The following is a 23,672-nucleotide window of genomic DNA, read 5'->3' as shown; positions in this document are numbered from 1 at the left end:
TCAGCCCTCCAGTACGATCCCCATCTTCGAGAGCGGCTCGGCCAGCTCGTTGATGGCTTGACTCAATTGTTTGACGTCCGCTTTGGATAACGCGGTATAGAGAACATACCCATCCTCTTTCTTTTTGGCTTCCAGTAAACCGTTGACATCAGCAAAGCGGGCGGCAATCTCTTTTGACAAAGCGGCATCCTGTTTTTGAAGCGCCGGGTTCAACAGTTGATAAATTTTTTCCGCCCCTTGAACATTGGCTGCAAAATCATACAAGTCCGTGTGGGAATAGCGGTCTTCTTCCCCTGTTACTTTCGACGTCGAAACTTCGTTCAATAAATCAGTCGCCCCGGTGACAAGCAGTTCCGGCGTCACCTCGACGGTTTCGACTTTTGCCCGGAGCAGATGAACATCCTGCATCAATTGATCGGCGTATCCTTCATATCCTTCGGTCGTCCCTTTTTCAAACAGTCCTTGTTCGATCCGGTGATAGCCGCCCCATTCCGATTCCTTAACATCCCCTTCACGGGCATCGATTTTCGGATCGAGATCCCCGAATACTTCGGCAATCGGTTCCGCCCGTTCATAATGCATCCGCGTTGGTGCGTAGAGCGCTTTTGCCTCTGCCAAGTCACCCTCTTTGACCGCTGTCGTGAACGCTTCCGTCTGTTTCGTAAACTGTTCCAGTTCTGCAATCGCATAGGTCCGGTAATCGGCCACGACCTGTTTGAACGGGTCTGGCTTGGGCGTCGCCGGTTTCGTCGTCGCGGTTTGTTCGTTACAGGCTGCCAGTAAAGCCGTCATCGATAAAAGTCCGATGGCCAGTGTTTTTGTATGTCGCATGGATGGTTCCCCCTGATCGTTAAGTAAGTTCATCAATCAGTATAGTCGATAATGATAATCGTTATCAATATATTTCAATAAAAAAATCCTCCCTTTCAGACGGCGCTGTCTGGAGGGAGGATGACTGATTCAGGATTCACGTTTCTTGAAATACGTTCGCGAAATGATAAAGGCCACGATGCCGAAGCCGATAAATACAAACGCTTTTTGAATCAACGACAAGAATGACAAGTCAAACAACAACAGTTTGACGGCACTGACCGACAACAACAGTAGACCGGACAGGCGCCAGGCCGCTGTCCCGCGAATCCGGCCGATTGCCACGAGTACAAACGATAACAGGATGTAGGCAACAGATAACGTCGTACTACGATCCGTTTGATCAAGCGCCGCGTAAAACGGCAGTTCCATTACGATCAGCGTATAGGTGACGAACACACCGGCAGCGGCGAAAAACAGCACAAGCTGCCAATATTTCCGCCACACTGCTTCCTCGTGCGTCCGAACGAGCAGAACGATGAACGCTGTTGTTGCAAGTGTCAGACCGAAAACGGAGACGGCATACGACTGATCGTTGAAGCGGTACGTTTCATATGTTCCGATCGTATACAACACGAACATCACATACACGACAATCCCGAAAAATCGTTGGTGTGGTACTTGCTGACGTTTGACGAACCATAAACCGGCAATCGCGAGAGCGTAGAGAATTGAACGGAATTGATCACCGAAACTCAGTGGATCGACCGGTATCTGCGAAATCGCAAACAGAACGGCGACATGACCGACACCATTTTGCCACGCGTCTTTCGTTTGATTCGCGACGACGTAAGCGAGTAGTGCAAACAGAACCGCGAGTCCGTAACCATACGGCCAATCGATCACGGACAGACTGAGCAGGACGAACCCGCTCGCTATCCAGCTCGGATAGTTATACGTGAGCGGCAGTCGCGTCCCGATATAGGCGAGACCGAGATAAGCCATAACAGAGGCAACGAGTAACGTCACTTCATCAATCAGAGGACGTGTCTCAAAATTGACAGTGAGACTGCCGAAAACAAGCGCCAGGAAAAAGACGCCGGCAGCAACCGGGTACGCCTTGACCGCTTTCAGACGAAGGACAGCAAATAGCAAGGCGGTAAACAACAGCACTTCGTACAGTAAAAAGAGGAAGACGTTCGGCTCGTCCGTCAACTGAAGAAACGGCAATAAAAAGCCGGTAATCGAAACCAGCACCAGCAATGCCGTCGAACGCATCCACAACATTAATCCATATGCGATCGCGAGTACGACAATCTCTAAGAAAAAGGCCAACAGCGGTGGATAAAATTGATATAAGGCCATACCGGCAAATAACGCCGACAAGGAGACGATCGTTCCGGTCGCGACAAGCCCGACGCCGAGCTCACGTCGTTTCTTCTCATACTGAAATTCTCCGAGCGCCATGACGAGCAGACCGATGACGACACCACTTCCGATCCGGACCGCCGGGCTGATCAGTCCGGCAAGTGACGCATAGGAAAACAGAAAAATCGCCCCGATTGCTGCAAAAATCGCCCCGATCCGCGGTAACCAGACCGTCGCGAGGACGTTTTCCCATTCCTCCCGTGTTCGGGCTTTTTTCACGACGGGTGTCCGGGTTTTTTTGACGAACGCCGGTCGGACGGCTGGGCGCGTCACGGAAGAGACCGGTTCCGGCGGCAATTCTTTTGCCGATTGGTGTTCCAATTGATCGACACGAGCCTTTAAGCGGACGATTTCCTGTTCCAGCTGTTCCAGTCGTTGGTCATCCATTTCTTCACCACTCCTTTCAAGAAGAACTTACAGAGGTTGTCATTATTTTACACGATTTTTAAATCGATTCCCATTTCTTTAAAAAAGCGCCCTTGGTCGACCGCATAAAAAAAACCGGTGAAGCCAACCGCTTCACCGGTCAATCGATTAACGGACAGATAACGCGTACTGTCCTGTCGTGTTGTAAACAGACGTAAATTGTGAACGGCTGACCGTATATTTTCCACGGTAGGGATCGGATACCGTAAACGCACTGCTTGAGACACCTGTCACGAGCATGACATGGTAGTTGCGGTAACCGGTAAACGTTTTACCGTCCGGCTTGATCCAAGAGAAGTAACCGTACGGATTTTTGAAATCGACGGTCGCCCAGACGATGACCGGGTTTCCGTTACGGATTTCACTTTCAATTTTGCTGACCCCTTGTTTCGAGATATCAGCAGCACCGCTGCGGTATTTTTTCGCGAGCGGCAGGATGCCTTTCGGATAAATACCCCAGTTTTTATAATAATCAAGTGTTCCTGCCGGATTTCCGGTAAACATTTTTTCCGGATCGGCCCAGTAATACTTACCGTTTTTATAGGTCGCATTTGTCATGCTTTTTGGCATCTGGTTATATAAGGAAGACGCGGAAACGGCCTTTTTCTTGTATTCGAGTGCCATTTTCAGTGAAACGAATTCACAGCCTGACGGATAACCGAGCGTATACTGGTTGTAATACGGGACGTTCAATTGTTTCGACGAACTGCTGCTTGGTGCCGTTTTCGTCAAATACTGTGTCGACACGTAACGGTAGCTGCCGTTGTATAAAATACGTGTCCAGCTGCCGGATGTTCCGTAAGACGCAACCTTTACACCTTTGTTCAGTTGTGTGACGGTTTTCGCCGTCGTACTCGGAGCGGTTCTGACGTTTAATGTCCCGACCGTCGTATAACGTGCCCCGGTCGACGTATACTTCGATGTCGTCGACGTCCGGACATAATCTTTGTGTATGTAACCCGGTTTTGATTTGTACGTGATTTTATACCAACTGCCGGACATCCCGTTTGAAGTATAGACGGCTCCTTTTGTGATTTTCCCCAAGATTTTACTTGTTGTCGATGGTTTCTCACGCACACGTAATACATCTGTCGTGACCGTCAGCTTCGTGGCAGCTTCTGCGATGAGCGATGGACTGAACACACCGAACAAAACACCTGCCAAAATGAAGGACGTAATGATTTTTTTCATGATAAACCCCCTTATTTTCTGTAATACACACATTTTTCCCATCTTTTTGGAATTTTAATCAATATTCCACAAGAAAATTCTGAAAAATTGCGATATCTTTTTCTTTATAACAAAAAATCTCAGCTCTGTATAGACAGATTGCTGAGATGTAATTATATTGATATTTAGTAAAAATCAGTTTTGAAGCTCTAAAATGAACGGGGACGGTTTTGAAAAAGCCTGCTCCATCAAGTGTGCAACGAGTTTCGTATCGGCTTCGGAGACGGGCAACGGTGTCCCGTGGACGATACTTTCATAAAAGGCACGATATAATTTGCCGTAGTCTCCGACCGGGCTTGGAATCCGGACATCCTGGAGATGACCGTGATCGTCATGGTACAACAGACGACCGAAATCATCTTCTGAGTCTTCACCAAATCCTTCTTCTCCCGGGAAGTAGTTTGCTTTGAGATCGAGTTCCTGCCGGTCGATATGCTGTTTGATGAACGTTCCGTTTGTGCCGTGAAGCATCCAGCGCGGAGCACCCGCTAACGCGATATGACTGGTCCGGACGCTGACTTTTAAGTCCGGATAATAGAAATCGAGGGCAAACGTATCATCCGGATTGCCAGCTAGGCGGACCGTCCGGATATCGTACCCGACCCGGTCCGGTTTCCCGAACAGGGCGACGATTTGATCAATCGTATGGACACCTAGACCGTATAAGGCACCGTTTTCCGGACGCGGAATGGCCGGAGCCGCGTCCGGCCGGTAAAGGTCGAAGTGTGAGACCACTTCGACGAGTCGTCCGAGCTTGCCCGAACGGATGACTTGTTCGACGACTTGAAAATCGCTGTCAAAACGCCGGTTTTGATACGCCAGCAGCTTGACCCCTTGCCGGTCTGCTTCCTCGAACAACCGGTGCGTCTCGTGCTCCGTCACGGTGAACGGTTTTTCGACCAACACATGTTTTCCGTGTTGCAAGGCTTGCAGGGCGTAGGCGAAATGCGTCGCCGGCGGGGTGTTGATGACAACGACCTGAAGCTCGGGATCGTTCAGCATCGTGTCCAAATCCGTTGTAAAGCGGACATGCGGCAATCGAGACGCATAGGTTGTCTCTAATTCCGGTTTTGCTTTTCGATTATAAATCCAGGTGATATCAAAATGGTCCTCAATCATGACGTAGGGCAGATGATACCGGGTCGTACTTTTTCCGAAGCCGATAAAACCAATCTGAAGTCGCATCCGATCACTCCTCGAAACATTCTTTTTCTAACCATACCAAAGCAGACAGAACTTGTCCTATCTAAATGTCCCGTTATTTCAGAACCGGTGTTTCCTTATACTCATATGTCGCAAAACCGTCACGAATCCCTTGAGGCTCAAAACCAAAGGACGCATAATAACGGTTCAAGAAGTCGTTTGTCGCAAGACAGTCGAGACGCAACCGTTCCTGCTCTGCCGTCGTGACCGCGATGACATGCCGCAACAGTTGTTTGCCGACGCCAAGACCTTTTGCCGTCTCGCTGACGACAATCCGGTGGATGTACAGCCCTTCCGTATCCGGCCACAACGTCTGATCCCAGGCGAGCGACGGTAACAGCGCAATCGAACCGAGCAGTTCCGCCCCCTGTTCAAAGACATACAGTCGCCCGGCTGCCAAATCGTTTGCGACCAGTTGCTGTAAATCTTCCTTCAGGTAAGCGGACCACTGCTGGCTCCCGCGTGCTTGAAACAATTCGGCTTTTTCGCGCAACAGGGTCGCAATCTGTTTAACGTCCTGTTCAGTAGCTAGTCGTATCATAGTGTTCCTCCTGTAAAAAAAATTCTCCTTCATCCTAACGAAAGTGAACCCAGAAGAAAACCGTTTTGCATAAAGTCCTGCAAAAATCACAAAAACGCATGAGTTTGTAAATTTTTTCATAGTTTCAGATTCTATATCTCGATACTGTATAGTCAAGGAGTGAACAGACCCCCAGTCTGCACAACACAGGTCTACCGACTTCCCACGAGTCGGTAGACCTTTTTTTAAACCGTTTAGTCCAATCCGACCCAACGTTTGGACAGTGCGCGGGCTTGTTGACGGTATGCCTCATCTTCTACGACTGGGTTACTGAGTCGCGGCGCGGAATCCGCGTTCCAGTAATTCTTGAATCGTTACCATACCCATGCCGGAGTTTGCTCCTGTGACTACACAGATGTTCATATAAGATGCCTCCTCTTTCTTCAATCAATGATCCATTATGATACGTGTTTTCCTTTTTTTACGGATTTATACACATCTTCCGGCAAACTATTTTCTAAAGCAACCGCAACGAATGACGTATACTAAAGAAAAGACGTCTTTCATTGAAGGAAGGGATCGCCTATGAACGAAGGAACCGTCCTGTTGCTGGCCGGTATTCTCTTGTTGCTTGCCATCGTCACGACGAAATTTTCTGTCCGTCTGAACGTCCCGACCCTGATTCTGTTTGTGTTTGTCGGTATTCTGGCCGGAACGGATGTCTCCGGCTTGATTGATTTCGCCGACTTCGAACAAGCCCGTCTGTTCGGTACAATCGCACTCGTCATCATCTTGTTTGACGGCGGTTTAAATACGAAATGGCGGGATTTCAAAACCGTACTGCCGGCAGCGTTATCCCTCGCAACCGTCGGTGTCCTCGTCACGACCGGGCTGATTGCCGGCGTCGCGCATTACTTGCTTGATTTCAGTTGGCCGATCGCCTTACTGATCGGGGCCTTGATCGGCTCGACCGATGCCGCTGCCGTCTTTTCCCTGCTGAACGGTCGTCCGATCGATCAAAAAGTGAAGCATACGCTCGAAGCGGAGTCCGGAACAAATGACCCGATGGCCGTTTTCCTGACGATCCTGTTCACGGAATTCGCTTTGGATCCGGCAGCATTTTCCGCCTTACGCGGCATCTTGCTGTTATTTTACGAGATGGGCCTTGGTCTTGTAATCGGTCTGTTCGTCGGCTGGTTGTTGACGTCCTTGATGAACCGCATCCAGTTGCAGTCGTCGGCCCTCTACCCGACGCTTTTGATCAGCGGCGCACTCCTTTCCTACGGCGTCGCAACCAGCCTTCATGCGAGCGGTTTTTTAGCCGTCTACGTGACCGGAATATGGCTCAGCAACCATGATTTGATTTACCGGGATATTCTCGTCCGGTTCAGTGGCAGCCTGTCTCACTTGGCGGAAGTCGGCATGTTCATCATGCTCGGACTGCTCGTTTTCCCGAGGCAACTGTTCGATCCGCATACACTGTTCGTCTCCGGTGTCATCGTCTTGACGTTGATTCTCGTTGCCCGTCCGCTCGCCGTCTATTTATCCCTGTTGCCTTTTCGTTATAACTTCCGCGAACAGAGTGCCATCACGGCCGCCGGCTTACGCGGCGCTGTGCCGATCATCCTTGCGACATATCCTTTGTCGAGTGGCTTACCGGACGCCTATCCGTTATTTAATATCGTTTTTTTCACCGTCATGACATCGGCTCTCCTGCAAGGGACTGCCTTGCCGTGGGTCGTCAAGCTGATGAAGCTTGATGCGAAACCGACCATCGACATTGAACCGTTGATTCAGTTCATGACGGTCGCGAATCCGAATGCCGAAATCGTCGAAGTCAGTGTCCCGTCCTATTGCCGCATCGACGGGAAAACACTGCAGGAGATTGAGATGCCGCAGGATTTGCTGGTCGTCGCCGTCATCCGGCAGAATGCCATCATCACACCGCGGGGACAAACCCGGTTAATCGGAGGCGATCAACTGTTGATCCTGACGCCGAAACAGTCGGAAGAACGGATCCGGAAACTGATTGCGTCCCTTGGAATCTAAGACAAAAGACCGGACACCTGAGGGCGTCCGGTCTTTTTATTTCTTCTTTTTCCGGCAATCACCGGTTTCCGGTCAGATCTTCCGTCCGCTGAATCCGGACTAGCCCCGGCGGACGATGCGGAAACGTGATCGTCAGTCCCGCGAATCGGCAACTGTCATTACTGTTTTGTGCCCGGACGATCCAATCAATCGTTTCCTGCCGTGCCAAGGCGTTGCGGACCCGGTTTTCGACCTGTTGTCTCGAAATCCCTTCACAGGAGACTTCCGTCAAATAGGTCGTCTCGTCGGACTCGAACTGTTTCCAGATCCCTAACAGCAATTGACCGACGGCACTGACGGGAGTTCCGTCCGGCTCCCCCGCCCCGACCGCTTCGTCGAGTCGTTCGATGGCCTCCGGTGCCGTGTCCCCGAGCGCCAAGATCCGTCGCGATCCTTGCTGCATGATCCGGAAACGCTTTTGTCCATCGTCAAGCCACAGGCGCTGGGCAAACGGATTGACCGGAATACCATGGAAAAACGTTACTGTCCCGCGCCAGGCGAAACCGAACGACGGATCGTAAGCCTGCATGACCGCCATCACCTGTGCAAGAAATGATTGCACTTCCGTTCGTTCCGCCTGCAACCGGGTCCGGACATCCTCGAACTCGTGGAGCGGGACAGCCAATGGAATCCGCGTGAACAATTCGCTTTCCGGTACACGGTGCGGTGCGAGGACCGTCCCGTCAAGCCGGTAATCACTTGCCGGACGTCCCGTCCGCCCGACGAACAGTTGCCAGTGGTCTTCAACCGCCGCAAAGGCATAGGTCTGATGGGCAAAGGATGGAGCGACGAACAGACCCGGGAACGGTTCGAACGTAGCAATCCGGAGCGGTTCGCCGTCGTTCCACTCCTCTTCGATGACACGGACGAGCTGTCCGGTCAACGAGAGTGTATCCGTCAGATAACGGCCGGTGTTGCTGTAAAAACCTAAAATGTATTCCCGCTCTTCCTCTTCGAACGTCATCATCGTCATTTGAAACAGGGACTGGACCTGGGCTTCAGCAAACAAATCGTCGACGCTTTCCGGATGATGGGATTCGATGGCCACCATCTGCCACCCCATCCGTTCATATAAGTTGATCGTAATCGGGAAAAATAAGAAAGCACCATGTGTGGCTTCAAGTTTCAGGATATCCTGCATGGCAAGCCGCTCGATCCGTAAATCAAACCCCATCCGTTCCAGATGATCTTGCAAACGTCTTTTCCAGTGCGTGAATTCCATCTTTTTCCCTCCTTCTGCCTTATGCGCGTTTACGAAGCGGATTTTTGGACCAGTAAAGATAAAGACCGACCAATCCGGCGATTCCGATCAGATACGCCGGGGTGCCACTGACTTGCATCAGGACGACGGGATTCGGCACGAATTGAATCAAAACCGCTTTATACGTCGCAAACAAGATAAAGCTGACTAAAAATTGAATCCAGACCCGTTTTTTGACGTCGCGGATTTTCGGCGACGTGATTAAGATCGACATCGCATCAATCAGGAACAAGGCGATGATCGAAAATAAAATGTAATCTGCGAGAGCGAACTGGAAGATTCCATCGATTCCTTCGATGAAGATAAACATCAAAATCGTCGAGATATAATTCCGGGTCCAGCGCTTCTGAGTTTCAATCCGCCGTAATTCCGGAATCTCGGCAATCATTTGATTCAACCGTTCTTCCGGTGATTGTCCGTGGACGGTTTCAAACGGTTTTTGCAAGCGCTGGGCTTCATACAGATCCGCTTGGAGACGGCGTTCGATATCCGTCCGTTCCGGTTCTTCGACGTTCAGGTTCAACCGTGGTAATAATGACTCTAGAATTCGTGTGTTGGCTTTAGTAAGTTTCAAGCGAGATCCCCCTTTTTCACGTTTAAGTATACCGGTTTCAAGGAAAAAAAGACTACCGGGAAGATGACGATTAATTGACGAATCGCGAATAAATATTCAGAATAGTTAAAAAGGTGACACAATTTCAGAAAAAGGAGAGAGACCGATGTACCAAACCTTAACGAACACGGCGCTGATCGCTTTACTGACGAGCGTCGGGATTGCCCTGCCGTTGGCGCATACCGAAAAAGAGGCACAGGAACCGATTCCGTTACAAACGAACCAGACGGATGCCGAATCGGCAACAACCGAATAAAAGCATGACCCCTTTCCCTGATCAACGGAAAAGACGGGTCATGCTTTTTTATTATGCATTTCCGGGCATCGTGACGCTTTCCTCGACCTCGACCGTCCAGGCCAAGATGGTCGTGCTGTCCCGGACACCAAGCTGCTCGATTGTCGTCAGTAATGTCTTAACCCCAACCGTTGAAGTGTTCAGAATCGTTTCGATCTGTTTTCCGTCCTGAAACGGGGCTCCCGGGCATTCAATCAATCCGTCCGTCGTCAACAACAGCTGATTGGTTCCCTGACGTAATTCACGAATTCCCCGGCTGTAGCACGGAACCGGTAAATCGAATGTATTGACCCGTCCGATCCATTCAAAAAATTGTCGCTCGTTTAATTTGTACTGTAGATGTTTACTTAACTCCGGATGGAATAGATAAGCGACGACATCGCCGACCGATAACCACCAGACATATTTTCCTTTTCGGACAAGAAACAGACAGGCGGTCTCGCCCTGTACGTCTTGACAGGCAGTCCGGAAGGCTTCGTTTTGCAACAAGGATACGACCTGCCGTTCCAGCTCGGAGAATAGTGTTTCCGGAGGTTCGTTCAGAATCCGTTCGATTTTTGCACGATGCACGGTAAAGTAGTTGGTTAGTAAAACGGCACTTTCCGCCGTATCATGCGCGTCGAGGAGCATCGTCCATTCCCAGTCCTCCCCGATCCAGACGACACAACCGTCCTCATTTTTAGTCTGTCCGGAACGGCTGCATCCTCCGAATCGTCCGACCGTGATCGGTCCGACCGATTCAATGGAGATGACATCGACGAACGGTGTTTCATTGCCTACCCAAACCAAATCCGTCATTTCTGTTGTGACCCCTTTCAATCTGTCTGTTCACCCCGCGTTCCTCCACCCTCATGACACGACCGGTTAAGGGGTCGTGACAAAAGGTTGAACGAACAAACGCAGACGTTTTTCGTAATTCCCGGCATTTTCGGAATAGGTCATGCCGTGACCCGCTCCGCGGACCGGATACAATTGTTTGATCCCGGGTTTTGCCTGATACAGCTCATAGACCATCCGTGCTGGAACAATCTTGTCCTCCGTTCCCTGGATGAACAACGTCGGCACCATGATCCGGCTCATCTGCCGCGTGACGGAAACATCCCCGTAAAAGAAGTCCTGTTCGACTTTATTCAAGATACTTGCCACAGCAAGCGACGGACCGGCCGGATACGACAGATTTGCTTTGGCAAGGGACTGGAGCCAATCATCCAGACGGGCATATGCGCCTTCGGCAATGACGACCTTGACTTGTTTGGGAACGGTCGGCTCTCCTGCTGCGAGCAGTGCCGTCGCCCCTCCGACACCCAGTCCGTGATAGATGATGTGACGGGTTCCGGTCTCCTCAATCAATTGATTGGTCCACTCGATCAAATCCAGCCGGTCAAGCCAACCATAGTTCAATGGTCCTTTACTGCCTCCCTGACCGCGGCGGTCCGGAACAAATACGTTGTATCCGAGCTGTTCCTGATAAAAGCGGATGAGTGGTTCCGTCTCGGAGGAACCGAGGCGCACATCATCAGCAAGGAGCACCACCGTCTTGTCGGACGCGGGAGAAGCGGTCAGGTAACGACCGACGCGCGCTTCTCCGGTCGTCTTTAATTGGATGGTTTTCACATCCTGCCGCTTCATCCATGCCTGATCCGTTGTGTCCGGATTGGTTTGCTTCGCAGGCAAGAGACGAGAGCGGTCGGACGCTTTTGTTAAAGTGTGCTGTAACCGGTAGCCGTCATATCCGATCAGACTTCCGATTCCGAATAGGATCAGCAAGAGTATCAAAATCCATTTGCGCACCACGTTCACTCCTTTTGTCATCTGTTTCTTTCAGAAGCTATTCGTCATCCGACAGCCGTGTCCCTGCCGGTGGAGCCGGTGGCTTGAGAAAAGTCTGTTGATACCAACGCAGTACGTCTTCAAACTCTGCCTGTGTAAAGTAACCGGCATGAAAGACACTTGAACCGCGTAATGTAAGCTGAAACTTCAGGATATCTTTGTGTTCGAGAAAACGGGACACGTGGCTCGAGAAGGCTTCAATCTTGAGGCGCGGCGCATAAATCGTTTCCCGGTTGACGAGTTCCTTGCGGAGGACAAACAAATCATCCTGATGCCCGTAACGGGTGTTTTGATAGCCCGACCGTGCGACCGCGTAATAAACAGGCAACAGCAGAAGAAACGGTAATCCGAAATATCGGAATGGTTCCGGTAACGTATAGAGCATCGCCCCGTTCAACAGAAGTAACCCCAGACTGTAGCCGAGCAACGGCCAGCGGACGATGTAAAAAAATCCCCGGTCGACGGCTCGTTTCTGCGGATTTTGCAATTGAAACCGCGGTAAAAACCGACTCAAAAAATCGTCGATCTCACTCGTGCGGATAAACGGGTGCAAGAGCAGCTTCTCTTCTTCACCGCTTGCCGAGATAATGTGTAATGAGAGATGCGCCCGTTTCAAACGCCGTTTGATCCAGCTTTCCTCGATGACCAGTGCCTGCACCTTATCTTGATGAAAGACGATTTCCGTCCGGTTCAAGAGGCCGTAGCCAATCGTCATCCGTTGTTTATCACGTGTCGCCCGGAAGGAACCGTACCGGAGGACGAAAACCAAAATCGAGCCAAGGTAAATCAAGAGTAAAAGCATTCCGCCGAGAATCAGCAAAATCATAAGTGATAAATGCAACAATTCGTCAAACGCCCGGCTGATGTAAGGCTCGATGAACCGGTTGGCGAACTGATAGACGGCTCCGAATCCGACGAGTGCCAGACCAAGCCGGCCGGATAATGCCCCTGCCGTCACTAAATCCTTTAAGCCGACCGTATAGGTGACGGCTGTCTCCGCATTTTCGGCGGGTGGCAAGACCGCTGTTCCGATCGTCGATTTCAATTGTTTGGCAAACTCGAGCCGGACCCCTTTTAATTCGACTTCCGGTTTGCCGCTGTCGGATGACGTTTCGACCGTCAGTGTCGCCAAACCGAGAATCCGCTCGAGCAGGTTTTGATTGATCCCGATCGACTCGATCCGCTGACGTTGCGTCGTCCGCTCACTTTTACGGAAAATCCCTTTATTGACCCGAATCGTTTGTTCATCAATCGTAAACGTATAAAAGTACCAGGAAATGATGCCGAACACGAGTAACAGGAAACTGATGACCACGACACCAATCATCGTATACATGCCGAATCCGTCATTTTTCAAATCATTAAACAGGATGACGGCAATTGGAATGACGAGTGACCGGAGCTGTGTCAATGTCGTCATTAAGATGAACAGGGGATGCACCCTCCGTGTCATAACGACTCCTCCTCCTGTTCCTCGAGTTTGGCGAATCGTTCAATCCGCTTCCGTAAGATGCCGGCTTGTGTCACCTCAAGTCCGGGTAACTCAATTTGTCCGGACGCCGTATGCACGCTCATATTCATCAGGTTCAAACGACGGAGCAACGGACCGGACGATGTATCGATGATTTGTACTTTGACGAGCGGCGTCACGACATGCCGTAAGATAAAAATCCCGAATTCAACGACTAAAAATTCATCATCCACCCGGTATTTAAAATACCGTTGTCGGATCTTCGGGACGTAGACGAACTGAAGTAAAAAGAATCCTGTCCACAGACCGGCCAGAATCCACATCCACCAGGGAGACAGATCAAGCCACTTGATCTGAACCACGGTTGCCGTTCCGATGAGCAACAGATAAATGGTATACTTAATACCGACGTATTGACGTTCGGCGGTCACCGAGGCACGTGGCAGACGTTGCCAGTCCCCGGTCGGTTGATTTGGTTGCATCCAATCCCCTGCCTTTCCTTTTTCCATACGGGAAGAGACTTGCTCAAGTTTCATTGTCATCAAACAGACGTTGACATTTCACTGCGAATCATCGCATATATAAGAGAGTAGAAATGTATTTCAAGGAGGAACCATGCTAACATTTGAAGAAAAATTAAACATCATCGAGACTTTCCCGCAACTTGTCCGGAAAGAAGTTTCGCTTAACCGTGTCAATTTCCACTTCCCGGAGAGTCAGTTCGAGAAAAAAATCGTCGTCTATCATCTTCACCCGAACGGCAACGGTTTTGTTTACGCTGCAGGATTACCGGGATATGAGACGGACCGGAAAGGTTTCGTCAACATCCGTGAATTCTCCGAGCCCGCTTTAATCCTTTTGTTACAAGATGCGATCAAAGCACTCGAGACGGTCGAAACAGTCGAAACGCTGGAAGAAACATGGGTCAACGACAACCAGTTCGAATTGACGTTATTAAACGAAGACCTCGACACGTGGTTGGTGTATGCGGGCGACTTGCTTGACGGAGCGTTCAATTCGTATAAAGAAGCAGCGAACTACCTTGAAGAAGAAGGATTCCGCCGCAAATAAACATTTAAAATGAACGGGGCTGTCAATCAGTCCCGTTCATTTTTATGGTCAGACGGTTTAATGTCTGTTTGACCAGTTCCAAATCTTCATCCGATACACCCAGTAATTCTTTTAAAGCGAGCGGAATTTGTTCGGCTTCCTTTCGAAGAGCCTGCCCGTCTGTCGTCAACGTGATTTGAATATGCCGTTCGTCTGCCGGATTTTTGACTCGTTCGACTAAGCCGGAAGCTTCTAATTTTTTTAATAAGGGTGTCAATGTTCCCGAATCGAGGTGCAATCGTTCTCCGACCGCTTTTAATGATTGTTGATCCTGCTCCCACAGGACAAGCATGACCAAATATTGCGGATAGGTTAACCCCAGCGGTTCAAGCAAGGGACGGTACCGTTTCGTAATTTCCCTAGAAATCGCATAAAACGGAAAACAAAGTTGTTCCTCCAGTAATAAAGGATTCGGCATATAAGTTCCTCCTTCAAGCATAATAGTTGCGTTCTTATATAGATTGTATACAATCTAATTGTAAGCTACTTAAATTAATCAGCCAACCCGAAAGGAAGTTATCATTATGAAACCAATGTTCACATCATCTGCTACAGCTGTCGGAGGCCGTGACGGTCGCGTCGTATCGGAAGACGGTATCTTAGACGTTGCACTCGCCATGCCTGTACCGGGATCTAAAAAACAAGCAACCAACCCGGAACAATTATTTGCTGCTGGATACTCGGCTTGTTTTGATTCCGCGTTAAACCTTGTCGCTCGGAAACAAGGCATCAAGCATGACGGCAGTGAAGTAACGGCACATGTCACACTTAATGAAGCTACAGACGGATTCACACTTTCAGTGGAACTTGATGTTCTTGTCCGTGGTGTTTCAGAAGAACAAGCTGCGGAGCTTGGTAAACTCGCCCACAGTGTTTGCCCTTACTCACGTGCGACAGCTGGAAATATTCAGGTCGACATCTTCACACGGACGACTGACTCAGAATAAGCATACCACTCCTCTTCTTGCTTGGCGTATTTCGCTGACAGAGAGGAGTTTTTTATTGTTTTTGACGGAATTAAGTTTATACTCTTCATTTTTTAGTTTGTTTTTATGTAATGATTACGGTATATGAAATAAATATATCTTCTGTTTAAAAATCACACTGTCTTCTTCACAGTGTGATTCCCTGGATTGTTCGGCTGTTTCGTTCATTTTAATTGATTGACGGAAAGGATGACGAGTTCTCCGGAAACAATCATATAATAAGCATCCTCGAACCGGTGACGCACCGCCTGCTCACCATCATACACCGTGACCATCGGTTCAGCATCCGTCCCGATCGATTCATGCAGGTAAAACCGGTCGCGCAACACCCGCTCAAACGGGTCACGGTCCAGGTAGCGGGCACCCGTCCGCAGATTCATCACTTCATGGTGCTGATCCGACCGGTCATTGACGATGAAAATCGTCGACTCGACATCGTCATAGGTGAAGTCAAGCGGTTCAAAATCACTCCAGCGAATCCGTTCCCGCTCCGTAACGGCCGATTGTTCCTTGATTTCATAAAACACTTCTTCATTCAGGCGTTCCGTATAAGCACTAAACACGAGATGGCCGTCCTGTTCACCCAGGTACTGGACGGTATCGCCTTCCCCATCCAGCCGCAACAACGTCCGGAAGGAGAGGTGTTCCACGCCTTGCTCGATTTCCGTGACGATCGTCGACAACGGAGCAATCAACAGACTTTCCGAGTGGTCGATTGGATCTTCCGGTGAGATGACTCCGCTTTCCAGCGCATCATAAAAGGAGAACTCATCAAGCCGGGCATTGCAGACGATATAATCGGCATCCGCTAGAGTGACGAGGAAAAAATATAGTTCACGGTAGTTTTCCGTGATGCCATACAACCGTTCATCTTTAATCGGATGCTGACGCGTCGTCTCGACGTCATACAAAAAGGCGGTCGTCCCCTCATCGACATGCAACAAGACCATATACCGCTCATTCAGGACCCAGTAGAGCGTCAAATCGCCTCCAAGACGCCACGACGCGAGATGCTCGCTTTTTCCTGAATGCAGGTCAATCGAAATCAATTGCGTCTCACCGCCCTCTTCCCGGTCTTTTTCATTCAGGCAATACACTTTTCCCTTTTTGACGAACGGCCGGGTTGGTCCGTGGTCCTGCAACACTTCCGGCGTCAGATCGACCTGTTCTTGATCTTCTAAATCAAACCGGCTGATATGAAATTGACTGTCGTTGAGTCGGCGGCGGAAATAAACCGATGATGGTGTGACATGTAAGATATCAGAATGATCAGCTGGCAACGCCCGCGCGTCCAAAATTTCCATTCTAGCACCCCTCCCAGATGTTCTACTCTGTCTTTCCCACGAAGCGTCCTCCTTGAAACAGGGTCCTTCCGTGCGTCCGGTGAAAACGAGTGCTACAATAATGTCAGAAGAAGACATGACAAGGAAGGTGAATTCCGTGCAATCACAGGACTTAAATACGATGATGCTTGAATATGTCAATGACAAGGAAGACTATGACGCCTTTGCCGATAAATTAAAAGTCTTATTATCGGAATTGCTCGATGCAGCCGGCATCAAATACCATTCGATCGTCGCCCGGACGAAAGAGTCCGACAGCCTGTACCAAAAAGTATTACGGCAACCGAATAAATACCAATCGCTCCGGGATGTGCACGATTTGACGGGAATCCGGATAGTGACGTACTTTCACGATGATGTCCGGGAAGCGGCCCGGATCATCGAAAATGAATTTTCAATCGACCGGGATCAATCCGTCGACAAATCCACGTTGCTCGATACGACCGAGTTCGGTTATCTGTCGGTCCATTTCGTCGCCGCCTTAAATGAACAGCGGCTCGCGCTCAGTGAATACGGCCGTTTTAAGGATCATACAGCCGAAATTCAGATCCGGTCGATTCTCCAGCATGCCTGGGCGGAAATTGAGCACGATTTAGGGTACAAAAATCCGAACAGTGTGCCGGCCGAAGTTCGCCGCAGTTTCAGCCGGGTTGCCGGACTCCTTGAAATCGCCGATCAGGAATTCGTCAACATCAAAAAACAATTGAAGCAATTCGAAGACGAAACGGTCCAGCAAATCTTATCGGATCCGCAAAAGGTCCGGATCACTTCCGATAACTTAAACTATTTCATCGACCATTCCGCTGTCATCAACGATCTCGACAAACAACTGGTCACGTCCCAGATGATGCTCGATTCTGATCAGCAGTTGATCAATGAACTGATCCGGATGTTCCATTATGTCGATATCCGGAATTATGGAGAATTGATTGAAGCCGTCGCCGTCCACAGCCCGCTCGCCTTGAAGTGTGCCCAGGTCATGCCGAACCCGTTCCTTCCCCGTCAAGGAATCGGCATCGCCTACATCTGTATGGCCGTGACAATCGCCGGGAACGATCCACACCGGATTGACTATTTCTTCCGCCGGTTCTATCCGGAGCTCCGGAACGTCGAGGACATCATCAAGCAGGTCCAACCGTTAAGTAAACAGATGATTCAAGAGAAAAATATTGATTAAACTAAAATTTTTCACTATACTAAATCACGGAAGAAGAAACTACGGTATGGAAAGAGTGAAACTATGGCAACTACATTAGAAGTAGCAAATCGCGATCAGTTGATCGTGGATACAGAAAAAGGGTTACGGATGAACTACCGCGCCATCAAAAAAGATGTCCGCAGCATGTTCACGACTTACTTGACGCGAAACGAATTCTTTATCCTGAAGTCGCTTTGCACAAGTAGTCCCCAAATCGCATCGGCTTTATCCAACGAATTTCAGTTTTCAGCGAGTATGATCACGGCACTGGCCGATGAATTGACGAAAAAAGGGCTGATTTCACGCGAACGCAGTGAACTCGACCGTCGTGTCGTCGAACTCCGGGCAACGAAAGACGGGATTGAATTGTACGGGAAGCTTGAAGCGATGAAGATGGAATACCTGTCGGACGTCTTCGCTGACTTCTCGGATGCCGAACTCGATACGTTCCGGACACTGTTAACGAAACTCGAACAGCAAAATTAACATTCAACCCTTCAGCCTGACCGGTTGAAGGGTTTTTGTATGATATCCAACGCGAGGAGTGCCTTGACATGACAGATGCCATCACGATTCAAACTGCGCGCTTACAAATTCGACCGTTGCCTTTCCGACACGAACCGGTCCGGTCTGCAACAGACACGTCCACGTTTGGTCTGTTTCGTTCAAACGATGAAACGAAGGTCGGGACAATCCGAATCTCGCCAATCCGTCAGGCGGAAGTCCGCTCGGCCAAAATCGACTGCGAGATCGATCCGCTGTTTGGACGACAAGGATATGCCACGGAAGCATTTCCTGCCATGCTGACGCTCAGTTTCAAGACACTCGATTATCAACAGGTGGTGGCCACGATGGACCCGGACAATGAACCGGCACTCGTTGTCGCCTCCAGGGCCGGTCTGCCGTTTCGCTCCAGCGTTTCATACGGACCATCGAGTCAGCAGCTGACCTTCGTCTACCGTCCGTCAGATGATCTCTCCCCTGCGGTCGGGTTTGACCGGACAGCCGTCTCGCGTCTTCGTCAAGCGAAACAGTATCACGCCGCAAAAGCCGTCGTCGCCTCTTACCTGAATCAGGCTCCGGACGATCCACAAATTCATTATCAGATGGCCTGGTGTCATGATAATCTCGGAGAGGAAGCCGCTGCCGTTCCGCATTACGTCGCTGCCATCGAACAGGGTCTGGCTGCGCCCGATTTACAGGAGGCGTACGTCGGACTCGGCAGTACGTACCGTGCCCTCGGACGGTACGATGATGCCTACCGGACGCTGACGGAAGGACTCGTCCATTTTCCGCAGCATGCCGTTTTGCAGACATTTTTAGCACTGACGTTACATAATCTCGACCGATCGGCCGAAGCAATCGAACGGTTGATCGGAACGCTTGTCGATACGACGGGAAATCCGGAAATCCATGCTTATGCCCGCGCCCTGCGCTTTTATGCCTCCCGTGTCGACGAGACCTGGGACGGAAACTGAACCAAAAAAGCCGTGCCCTGACCGAATCAATCGGTGAAGGCACGGCTTTTCCGGTCGAACGAAAAGTCTACTCAGACGATCACGTCCGGTCAAACGTTGCATACCAAATCGGGACGGCACACTCAAACCGCCGGTGATCGGACAACACACGTTCGAGCCGCCGGCGCATTTGGTCCGTTTCCTCCGGTGCATGCCGGCTTGTCCAGACGATCGATGAAATACAAGCCATCGCCAGATAGACGCTGTAGACACGCCAAAATAGCTCCGGAACATCCCCTGCAAAATAACCGTCGACTTGACCGACGGCAAACGGAATACTGTCGTCTACCTGAAACAGTCCCATTTTGACGAAGTCATGCCACGGGTCACCGACATCGTGATTCGAGAAATCAATCAGTCCGACGAGGTGTTCCCCGTCCGTAATCAGATTTCCGAGGTGAACATCATCGTGTTGCAGCCGATTCGGCCGTCCCGCGATCAAATGGATGTTTCGTTCAATGAAGGACAGGATGATTGAATCGTCGGTCAACGGTCTTTCTGCTTGGTACAGCGCAACATACCGCTTGTGTTTTTCGAGGCAGCGGATCGCCCACTCGGTCGCCCGGGGCATCTCATGCTGATGGATCCGTTGTAACAAGCGGCCCGTCTCCTGACCGAGTCGGTACGCCTTGTCCCGACTGAGCGGTAAACATGCCTGGATCGTCTTCCCTTCGAGAAAACGATAGCGGCTGTAACAGACAGCCGCTGCCGGAATCTGCTTTAAATCAAGTGGTTTCGGGACCGGCAACCCCTCGTGTCGTAACTGCTGCAAAAGCTCAAACTCCCGCTTTTTCCGCGCCAATGATGCCAGCGGAGCGGTATGAATAATGGACACTCCGCTGGCGTCGTGCGCCGTGTATTTCGGTGAATCGGTATAGCGCGTCGCAAGACGGTCCCAGCCGGTCAAGGACCGGAGCTCCGGTTCCGCCTGCAAAAGCCGTAGCCAGACATCCATCCACGTTCCCCCTCTCCTTAACGATACTAAAAACAGCAGGGATGGTTCCCTGCTGTTACGATTCGGACGGTTGTCCGGGAATATAGGCGGAAATGATACTCAACAGATCCGCATAGGCCTGTTCAAAGTCGATGTTTTCAATCATATAATCGTAATGATCGCGCTCTTTCCACGCATCTTCGTAGTCGACGAGCCGTGCCTCGAACTCCGGCGTATCCCCCCGCATCAGCAACCGTTCCTTCATCAAATCCGGCGGAACGGAGACGAAAATCGTGATGACGTGATCGGCAAACAACGTCTTGAACGCTGCCGCCCCTTTCGGATCAATATCCTTGATGACGATTCCGTCCGTCGCTAAAATTTCTTCATATGCCTTTCGTGGCGTACCGTACCATGCCCGATGTACGTGGGCATACTCAATGAATCCGTTCTCCTGGATCAATTGTTGGAACGTCTTGACGTCAACGAAATGATAACTTTCCCCGTCATGTTCCGTCGGACGTTTCGGACGTGTCGTCACAGACGGAATAAAGCGGACCCGTTCATATTCCTGGCGTAAGCGTTTGATCAAGGAAGATTTCCCGCTGCCCGATCCACCAATCAACAGAATGATTTTACCTGACATCGTCATCCTCCTTTTGTTGTTGTACTGTCATGAAATAGCTCGAAAAGCGAAGCGCAAATTGTTCCAGTTCACTGTCTTCGATCACCCCGTAAATCGGGCGGATGACGACGAGGTACCGGTCATACGTTAAAATCCGGGACACGTCATTTCGGGTCATCTGAACATTTTTTTCAGGATAACTCGCAACGTAATACCAATCGACGGCGATACGCGTCGGTGTCGGACTGGAATAAATCCAGGTTTGGCTCGAACGAGTGTGCTCGAGCGTGCTGGTACGGGCAAACCGTTGTACCATCTTTAATTCGGTTTTGGCGTCGCGGAGTCCTGCCTGAAAATCATCCGGTCGCGTCACCGATTCCTCGACCTGTTTCGGTTTTGGTGCCGGCAGACTGGCAAAACCAATCTGCAGACCGATGACGAGTGCGACCAATGACGCTAAAATGATGAACAGATGCTCCTTCCGCATGACGCTACCTCCTTATGGGATGGATAGACTTTTCTGAAATGCTTGTGGATCATTGACGATGACGGCGTCAATCCCGATCTCCATCATCCGTCTGACATCAGCAGCCGTTTTCGGCGTATAGACCCGGACTGCAATCCCGGCCTGATGGGCAAGGATGACATCTTCTCGTGTCACGCGGCGGTAATCCGGATGAATCGCCTTTGCCCCGAGCAGGATGGCTTGCTGCTCCGGGTGGTACAACGGATACGGATAGAGAATCGCTGTCTCGATCGTCGGATCAAGTTCCCGGACGGTCGCGACCGAATAATGATTAAACGAACTAAAAATCAGGCGGTCATTCGCAATACCGTGGGCACGACACCGTTCGAGTGTGTACGCTTCGATCCCGGGATACCGGATCGTATCTGTCTTCAGCTCGATATTGAGTAAAAGATCGGTCGGCGCAAGTAATTCGAGGACTTCGTCAAGCGTCGGAATCGTCGTCTGGATCGGTCCGCCGTTCCCTTTGAACCGCGCTCCCGCATTCAGCCGCTTCAATTCAGCCAGCGTCAAATCAACGACCCGCCCCGTTCCGTCCGTCGTCCGGTTCACCGTCTCGTCATGAATGATGACGCCGACACCGTCGCGCGAAAAATGAACATCAAATTCAATGCCGTCGACATACGGAATCGCCGCTTCAATCGCTTCGAGCGTATTTTCCGGAAACCGATCACTCGCTCCGCGATGAGCGAACCACTTCATCATAATGCTTCGACGACCCGCGTATATTTCGCCGTCAGGTAGTCGATCAACGGTTGAACGGAAATCGATTGTCCGGTCGCCGCTTGAATCAATTCCGCCGGGGTCTTCGCTTTTCCGTGCTGATGGATGTTGACGTTCAGCCATTCCTTGATTGGTGCCAATGTCCCGTCGGCAATCAGTTGATCGACATCCGCAACGTCACGGCGCAACGCTTCGTTCAGCTGAGCACTGTAGACGAGTCCGAGCGCATAACTTGGGAAATAACCGAACGATCCGCCGGACCAGTGGACATCCTGCAGAACACCTTTTGCGTTCGTCGGAACATCGACCCCGAGGTATTCCTTGTAGAGACGGTTCCATTCCGTCGGCAGGTCTTTGACTTCGAGTTCGCCCGTAATCAGACGTTTTTCCAGCTCGTAACGGATGATGATATGCAGGGCATACGTCAGTTCGTCCGCTTCGATCCGGATCAGCGACGGTTTGACTTCGTTGACAGCCGCATAAAACGTCTCAAACGGGACATCCGTCAATGAAGGTATCGCCCGTTGCAGACCGGCATAACGGGCGGACAGGAACCCTTGGTTGCGGCCGATGAAGTTTTCAAAGAACAGCGATTGTGATTCGTGAATCCCCATCGAAGCCCCTTCACCGAGTCCGAGTGTATCAAGATTCGGATCAATGCCTTGTTCATACGTCGCATGTCCCGCTTCATGCATCGTTCCGAAAACGGAATTACGGTAGTCGGATTCGTCATATTTCGTCGTCACCCGGGCATCCTTCCGGTTGATCGTCGTCTGGAACGGATGAACCGTCTCATCGAGTCGTCCTGCCGTAAAGTCATAGCCGATATCCTGCAGCCATTCATGATTCAATCGGATCTGAGTCTCGCGGTCGGCCGACCAATCAAGCGTCGGGAACGTTTTCCCGTCGAGCTGTTCCAGGAGCATGATGATCGCCTGGCGCAGTTCAGCGAATAACGGATCGAGTTCCGCAACGGTCATGCCCGGTTCATAGTCATGCAGCAATGCATCGTACGGATGAGTGTCGTACCCCCAGTATTCGACGAACTTCCGTTCCATGGCGACGATTTTTTCCAGGTAAGGTGCAAACAAGTCCCAGTCATCCGCGTCTTTCGCCTTTTCCCAGACACTTTCCGCTTCTGAAATTAACGTGATGAACTGTTGGTATTCCGCTTCCGGAATCTTCGAGTCCCGGTCGTACGCTTGTTTCGCTTTTGCGTATGAGACCGCTTCGACGCCTGTCAACGTCTCTTGGCCCATCGCTTCGAGCAACGTTTGATACGCTGTCCCCGTCCGGCGGCGGAAACTTTCCGTCGACAGGAATCCGATCGATTTTGAACGGTTGTCGGCCGATTGTTCCGGCATGTATGTCCGCATGTCCCAGTAAAGTAACGCGACAGCTTCATCGTATGCACGAAGCGCTTCAAAATGGTCACGCCATTGTTGTAAAGTAGTCATCAAAATGCCCCCTTGAGCTAAGTAGTTGCCTTACGATTTCAGCATATCACAAAATGTTCAAAACTTTCACACAGGAGC

At 50.5% G+C, this 23,672-nt stretch carries 25 protein-coding genes; 7 read left to right on the top strand and 18 right to left on the bottom strand.

Going from position 1 to position 23,672, the window contains the following annotated elements:
* From efeO to KNP91_RS06270, 5 genes are all read right to left on the bottom strand, one after another.
* Positions 1-831, bottom strand: a complete 831-nt coding sequence (gene efeO / locus KNP91_RS06290; RefSeq protein WP_214767015.1) for an iron uptake system protein EfeO — start codon at positions 829-831, stop codon at positions 1-3.
* Between the two features lie 129 nt (positions 832-960).
* Positions 961-2,625 carry a DUF2339 domain-containing protein gene (locus KNP91_RS06285; protein WP_214849202.1) on the bottom strand — a complete coding sequence of 555 codons (1,665 nt, stop codon included), beginning with the start codon at positions 2,623-2,625 and terminating at the stop codon, positions 961-963.
* 147 nt (positions 2,626-2,772) lie between these two features.
* On the bottom strand, positions 2,773-3,855 hold the full coding sequence (locus KNP91_RS06280; RefSeq protein WP_214849201.1) for a C39 family peptidase: 1,083 nt from the start codon (positions 3,853-3,855) through the stop codon (positions 2,773-2,775).
* Between the two features lie 174 nt (positions 3,856-4,029).
* Complete coding sequence (locus KNP91_RS06275; protein WP_214849199.1) at positions 4,030-5,079, bottom strand: oxidoreductase; 1,050 nt, start codon at positions 5,077-5,079, stop codon at positions 4,030-4,032.
* 73 nt (positions 5,080-5,152) lie between these two features.
* Entirely contained in the window at positions 5,153-5,638 is a 486-nt protein-coding gene (locus KNP91_RS06270; protein WP_012370490.1) for a GNAT family N-acetyltransferase, read from the bottom strand.
* A gap of 564 nt (positions 5,639-6,202) precedes the next feature.
* Here KNP91_RS06270 and KNP91_RS06265 point away from each other — a divergent pair.
* Positions 6,203-7,666, top strand: a complete 1,464-nt coding sequence (locus tag KNP91_RS06265) for a potassium/proton antiporter (RefSeq protein WP_214849196.1) — start codon at positions 6,203-6,205, stop codon at positions 7,664-7,666.
* A gap of 58 nt (positions 7,667-7,724) precedes the next feature.
* Here the strand turns inward: KNP91_RS06265 and KNP91_RS06260 are convergent, their stop codons facing one another.
* Complete coding sequence (locus tag KNP91_RS06260) at positions 7,725-8,927, bottom strand: hypothetical protein (protein WP_214849194.1); 1,203 nt, start codon at positions 8,925-8,927, stop codon at positions 7,725-7,727.
* Between the two features lie 19 nt (positions 8,928-8,946).
* Positions 8,947-9,540 carry a hypothetical protein gene (locus KNP91_RS06255; protein WP_214849191.1) on the bottom strand — a complete coding sequence of 198 codons (594 nt, stop codon included), beginning with the start codon at positions 9,538-9,540 and terminating at the stop codon, positions 8,947-8,949.
* Positions 9,541-9,685: 145 nt separating this feature from the next.
* Between KNP91_RS06255 and KNP91_RS06250 the strand changes: the two genes are divergently transcribed.
* On the top strand, positions 9,686-9,835 hold the full coding sequence (locus tag KNP91_RS06250; protein WP_012370495.1) for a hypothetical protein: 150 nt from the start codon (positions 9,686-9,688) through the stop codon (positions 9,833-9,835).
* A 51-nt stretch (positions 9,836-9,886) separates the two neighbouring features.
* Here the strand turns inward: KNP91_RS06250 and KNP91_RS06245 are convergent, their stop codons facing one another.
* The 4 genes from KNP91_RS06245 to KNP91_RS06230 form a co-directional block, all read right to left on the bottom strand.
* Positions 9,887-10,672, bottom strand: coding sequence for a PP2C family serine/threonine-protein phosphatase (locus KNP91_RS06245; RefSeq protein WP_214849189.1), 786 nt, complete (start codon positions 10,670-10,672; stop codon positions 9,887-9,889).
* A 66-nt stretch (positions 10,673-10,738) separates the two neighbouring features.
* Positions 10,739-11,665, bottom strand: coding sequence for an alpha/beta hydrolase (locus KNP91_RS06240; RefSeq protein WP_353048713.1), 927 nt, complete (start codon positions 11,663-11,665; stop codon positions 10,739-10,741).
* Positions 11,666-11,702: 37 nt separating this feature from the next.
* A complete protein-coding gene (locus KNP91_RS06235) occupies positions 11,703-13,157 on the bottom strand; it encodes a PH domain-containing protein (RefSeq protein ID WP_214849184.1) in 1,455 nt (484 codons plus the stop codon).
* Positions 13,154-13,657: a PH domain-containing protein gene (locus KNP91_RS06230; RefSeq protein ID WP_251135912.1), complete on the bottom strand. Its 504-nt coding sequence runs from the start codon at positions 13,655-13,657 to the stop codon at positions 13,154-13,156. Before KNP91_RS06230 ends, KNP91_RS06235 begins: the two co-directional genes overlap by 4 nt.
* Positions 13,658-13,790: 133 nt before the next feature.
* Between KNP91_RS06230 and KNP91_RS06225 the strand changes: the two genes are divergently transcribed.
* The gene (locus KNP91_RS06225; RefSeq protein WP_114595703.1) at positions 13,791-14,246 is read left to right on the top strand and encodes a hypothetical protein; all 456 of its coding nucleotides are present in this window, start codon (positions 13,791-13,793) and stop codon (positions 14,244-14,246) included.
* Positions 14,247-14,268: 22 nt separating this feature from the next.
* Here the strand turns inward: KNP91_RS06225 and KNP91_RS06220 are convergent, their stop codons facing one another.
* Positions 14,269-14,703, bottom strand: coding sequence for a MarR family winged helix-turn-helix transcriptional regulator (locus KNP91_RS06220; RefSeq protein ID WP_214849180.1), 435 nt, complete (start codon positions 14,701-14,703; stop codon positions 14,269-14,271).
* A 106-nt stretch (positions 14,704-14,809) separates the two neighbouring features.
* Here KNP91_RS06220 and KNP91_RS06215 point away from each other — a divergent pair, with 106 nt between their 5' ends.
* Positions 14,810-15,232, top strand: coding sequence for an organic hydroperoxide resistance protein (locus tag KNP91_RS06215; RefSeq protein ID WP_012370502.1), 423 nt, complete (start codon positions 14,810-14,812; stop codon positions 15,230-15,232).
* A 203-nt stretch (positions 15,233-15,435) separates the two neighbouring features.
* Here KNP91_RS06215 and KNP91_RS06210 read toward each other — a convergent pair whose 3' ends face one another.
* Complete coding sequence (locus KNP91_RS06210; protein ID WP_214849178.1) at positions 15,436-16,575, bottom strand: Six-bladed beta-propeller, TolB-like protein; 1,140 nt, start codon at positions 16,573-16,575, stop codon at positions 15,436-15,438.
* Between the two features lie 136 nt (positions 16,576-16,711).
* On the opposite strand from KNP91_RS06210, the gene KNP91_RS06205 reads away from it, so the two are divergent.
* The 3 genes from KNP91_RS06205 to KNP91_RS06195 all read left to right on the top strand — a co-directional run bounded on the left by KNP91_RS06205 (position 16,712) and on the right by KNP91_RS06195 (position 19,290).
* On the top strand, positions 16,712-17,791 hold the full coding sequence (locus KNP91_RS06205; RefSeq protein ID WP_353048712.1) for a GTP pyrophosphokinase: 1,080 nt from the start codon (positions 16,712-16,714) through the stop codon (positions 17,789-17,791).
* A 63-nt stretch (positions 17,792-17,854) separates the two neighbouring features.
* A complete protein-coding gene (locus KNP91_RS06200) occupies positions 17,855-18,298 on the top strand; it encodes a MarR family winged helix-turn-helix transcriptional regulator (RefSeq protein ID WP_012370505.1) in 444 nt (147 codons plus the stop codon).
* 68 nt (positions 18,299-18,366) lie between these two features.
* Complete coding sequence (locus KNP91_RS06195) at positions 18,367-19,290, top strand: tetratricopeptide repeat protein (protein ID WP_214849176.1); 924 nt, start codon at positions 18,367-18,369, stop codon at positions 19,288-19,290.
* A gap of 79 nt (positions 19,291-19,369) precedes the next feature.
* Here KNP91_RS06195 and KNP91_RS06190 read toward each other — a convergent pair whose 3' ends face one another.
* Genes KNP91_RS06190 through KNP91_RS06170 form a run of 5 tightly spaced genes read right to left on the bottom strand, consistent with a single transcriptional unit; the run spans position 19,370 to position 23,594 of the window.
* Entirely contained in the window at positions 19,370-20,284 is a 915-nt protein-coding gene (locus tag KNP91_RS06190; RefSeq protein WP_214849173.1) for a phosphotransferase family protein, read from the bottom strand.
* 55 nt (positions 20,285-20,339) lie between these two features.
* Positions 20,340-20,909: a guanylate kinase gene (locus tag KNP91_RS06185; protein ID WP_214849170.1), complete on the bottom strand. Its 570-nt coding sequence runs from the start codon at positions 20,907-20,909 to the stop codon at positions 20,340-20,342.
* Positions 20,899-21,375 (bottom strand): hypothetical protein, encoded by a 477-nt coding sequence (locus tag KNP91_RS06180; protein ID WP_114595697.1) that lies wholly within the window; start codon positions 21,373-21,375, stop codon positions 20,899-20,901. The genes KNP91_RS06185 and KNP91_RS06180 overlap by 11 nt, the downstream gene beginning before the upstream one ends.
* Positions 21,376-21,387: 12 nt before the next feature.
* A complete protein-coding gene (locus KNP91_RS06175) occupies positions 21,388-22,119 on the bottom strand; it encodes a glycerophosphodiester phosphodiesterase (RefSeq protein ID WP_214849167.1) in 732 nt (243 codons plus the stop codon).
* Positions 22,116-23,594, bottom strand: a complete 1,479-nt coding sequence (locus KNP91_RS06170) for a carboxypeptidase M32 (protein ID WP_214849165.1) — start codon at positions 23,592-23,594, stop codon at positions 22,116-22,118. The genes KNP91_RS06175 and KNP91_RS06170 overlap by 4 nt, the downstream gene beginning before the upstream one ends.
* Positions 23,595-23,672: the final 78 nt, after the last annotated feature.

This window comes from Exiguobacterium sp. s138, assembly GCF_018618775.1.
In the GTDB taxonomy this organism is placed as follows: Bacteria; Bacillota; Bacilli; order Exiguobacteriales; family Exiguobacteriaceae; genus Exiguobacterium_A; species Exiguobacterium_A artemiae.
This window is presented reverse-complemented; position numbering and strand designations above follow the sequence as displayed.